Here is a 3,605-nt window from a genome sequence, read left to right as displayed (position 1 = left end):
AATTAACTAAAAATCAGATGAAAAGGCAATCTATTAAGCGGCTCAGAAAAAATGCTGGATGGGATGATTCTATTTTAACCACTATCTTATCTCAAAATTTTTCATGAGGTGACCCTGTATCTTCTGCTAAATAGCTTTGGTCAGGGATAAAAAAAGATAATAGTTATAATTAATTTAATGCTCCGCACAGGACAGATTCTTTGTCCTGTATGGAGAGTTTAATAGGTTATGAAACACACTAAACTAAACGTCTCCTTAATAAGGAGACGTTTTAAAGGGATCGGGTCTAGGTGCGGTAGGAGAAGGACCATCGTCCTGTCTTAGTGCTGCATAAGGTCCACTTTGGCCTAATTGCTCGCGTCTTTGTGCTGCAATAGGATTTTCCTTACCAAAGGCATGCATCCTTCTTTCCAATTGCATTAACTCATTAGGTGCTAAGGGGCGAGCGCCATTTTTTAAACGATCGTTGAATTCTTTATCGATAAGTTGGCGTGATTGCGGATTATTGCCATACTTCATTGATAATTGGTTCTTTTGTCCTTCCAATTGTAACTCTTTTAACAGCTGAGTAAATTTAACACTAGGAACCTGGCTACTGGATAAAGAATGTTGACTTGAAGTAACCGTAGGTCGAGGCGTCGGTGGAGGAGGTGTCATCGTTATTTGGCTGCCCACTCCAGGTTTAGGGCTAAGGGTTGGAGCTTGCCGTAATGCATTTCTTGCATCAGCTTGTACTGCTTGAAGTAAACGTACTTGGTTGTCCACTAAATCTTTTTCGGCTTTATTAGCACTGATTAGCTCTTCAGTTGCTTGAACACGTTTATCGTGAGCTCCTTTTTCCATGCCTTTGTGTAAACCGATGACATGTTTGACCGTCATGACTTCTTGCTTCACACGCTCAAAGGATTCTTTAGCTGCCTGCTGCGCATTTTCACTCATTTGGGGGTTTTGCTTTACCGTTTCTAAGTCTTGGCCTGGTCTTAATAGATACATTTTACCGTCACTATCTTTAACCAATTGATTGCCGCTTTTTTGGAAGAATAATTTAGAACTATCAAGAGCTTTAACGCTTTCATCATTCGGATCCACAGCTACCAGCTCATCATCATCATTTAAGGTCATCAATTGATCCCCTTTATTTATGACAAAATGAGCTTCTTCACCATCAACAGTTGTTTCCAAGGCGTATTTTCTACCTTCACTAATTGCTTTCATGTCATGCATTGAGGCGAACTTGAGGTTCAATGCATTTAATTTTTGTAATGCTTCACCGGGATCTTGATCATTTTCAATCAATGAATCAATTTCCTTTTGTAGGATGTGCATCTCTTCAGTAAATTTCGCTTGGGCATCATTAAAGGCCACTTCATCAAGATTGCCATGCTCATCATGAAGCTGTAAAGCTGACATCTCATTCAAGCTAGTATCATAGGTTGCATATTTTTGATCGAGTTTTAAGCCTAAGCCCATTAAGAACGCATGATCTTGTTTCAAGAGAGTCCCTTTTTCATCGAGCGCATGAGCTTCTTCTTGAGCTGCTTTAATGGCCTTCTCATAATCTTGAATTACCTCTTCTAAAGCTGCTGTGTATTTTGATTCCTCAGGCGATTTTAATTGCTCAGCAGCTTTGTGTAGGCGTTTTTCGGCTTTTTCAATTTGGTCAAGAATTAGTTCATTGACCTTTTTAGATGCGTGCGCTTTTCTTCCTAAGTACCATAAAAGTAAGGCTATTTTTATCCGCTGCATTAAGAGCTCATGTTCTCTTTGTTCTCTTAATTGTTCATTTCTTCGTTCTTGATCAATGGCTTGTCGTTCAGCGATTTCTTCGGTTACGGTCCGTCCAGCGGGGGTAAGCAGAAAAGTGGCAACAGCTTTGGGTGTTTTAAGTCCATGCTGGCTAAGGTAAGTCGCAGGAGATTCTTCAGAACCTGGTTGCACTATCCCTTGTTCTGGGGTGTTAAAGAAGTCTTCGGCCCATTTTTCTAAGGGTTTAAACAATTCAGGAGTCATTAATTCGGCTGGTTTAGGATCTGCCTTACGTAATTCTTGTTTAGGCGGCTCAAATTCTGGTGCTTTTTTATGAGTGGCTAAGGTTTTTCTTAATTCTTCTTTATGAGCTTGGATCAAGTCAGTTTGTTTATCCGCTGCTAAACTGGATTCTTGTTGAGGAGGTTCACGGCGTATTGAAGATGAATCACTATGCTTTTTAGGGTCATGTTTAGCCATAAATATATTCCTCATTACTTCAATTAATTTAATTATACATAATATTGAACAATATTACACCACATATCTCACTTCCTCTGCTAAAATTTAGCATGGAATATTAATTTTACCTCATTTTCTCTATCCTGTTCGTTTTTTGCAGAAGAAAATAATGGAGAATAATGGAGCATGTTCTCTATCTTGTCATTATTAGCCAAGCATCTCGCTTTTAACCCCTCATTTAATAGACTTAAACTGCTGGCATGACAACTGGTTTTTGTAGTGTATAAGTGTTGATTTTCTCGCTCAGGAGCCGAGTGCTCTTGCGATTGATCGCAGTTAAAAGCCCAATGATAAAGTTGCAATCTTTTTATATGGAGTCCCGACACTATACTTTCTTTCATTCTACTAACCTGCATTTCTAGCCAGTTGCAACTGGAGGTGAGGCCATAATTTAAAGTTTTGCTGAGAGTAGCAAGAGGGGAGGAAAAGGTACTTAGGCCACTGACATAAGCCATATAGCTTAAAAGGGTGCGAAGGATATTGGTAAAGCCTCTAAAAGGCACATGAATTAATAAGGCGCTGCCCTCAATAAGTGGTATGGTAAAACAAGTCAATAGCAAATCGATACTTGCTGCTAAAGCTTCTTGTAGTTTGTTTTTTAATAAACGATAACTTTTTTTCCACCCGTTGATAAACCCATTTCTATAGCCATAATAATAGGCCTCCACAAAAGGTGCGAAAGTAATTTTTAGGGCAGTGAGCGTATTTTTACAAAACCATTTACAGGTTCCAAGAAGCCAGTCATCCCCTGGGTGCATAATAATGTCATAGAGAGCAGCTCCACTTTTTCCGCCTAAAGCTGCATAAGTAGTATAGGGAAATTCACCCATTTCCTTTTGTAGATTAGGGACAATTTTAGTTATTCCATACCCCATGGATAGCGCTAAACAGGCAAGAATAGCAAGTTCTGCAGGATCATTTTTCAAGGCTTCAATGGCATTAATAAAAAATTTATCAAGATTACCTCCTGCTATAGTTCCTTGCCAAAAGGTAGCGGATGCCGAAATGGCTTCAGACGTTTTGCCATGGCTCATGAAATGAGCCAGTTTTTGTGTGGGTTCAATGCCGGCAATCAAGCCTTTTAAATGCAATTTTGTCAATAATGCGGCAAGTTTGCTCGGTGCTAAAATAGCCCCGGCGCCATAGATATATGCAGCCATGGCTAATAAACCAATACTTGGATTTCGTTCGGTGGTTTCAATAAAAAAACCGGCTAAATGACTCATGTTACGCACGGTCAATTTTAAGCTGCCATATTTTTAAGCTCCTGCCAAGCAATCTGGTTCGCTCTAAGAATCAATTTGTACTTAATAGCAAAGTGATTTAAATGAGTTTTT

2 protein-coding genes are annotated in these 3,605 nt (G+C 39.3%); both read right to left on the bottom strand.

What is annotated here, in order from left to right; all coding sequences use genetic code 11:
* Positions 1-255: 255 nt before the first annotated feature.
* Complete coding sequence (locus tag ELY15_RS14520) at positions 256-2,226, bottom strand: hypothetical protein (RefSeq protein WP_127101278.1); 1,971 nt, start codon at positions 2,224-2,226, stop codon at positions 256-258.
* 80 nt (positions 2,227-2,306) lie between these two features.
* Positions 2,307-3,494, bottom strand: a complete 1,188-nt coding sequence (locus ELY15_RS14515) for a hypothetical protein (RefSeq protein WP_127101276.1) — start codon at positions 3,492-3,494, stop codon at positions 2,307-2,309.
* Between the last annotated feature and the right edge of the window lie 111 nt (positions 3,495-3,605).

Origin of the sequence: Legionella sp. km772, from assembly GCF_003989735.1 — a bacterium.
In the GTDB taxonomy this organism is placed as follows: Bacteria; Pseudomonadota; Gammaproteobacteria; order Legionellales; family Legionellaceae; genus Legionella.
Note: the sequence above shows the minus strand (reverse complement) of the source record. Positions and strands in the feature narration are given on the sequence as shown.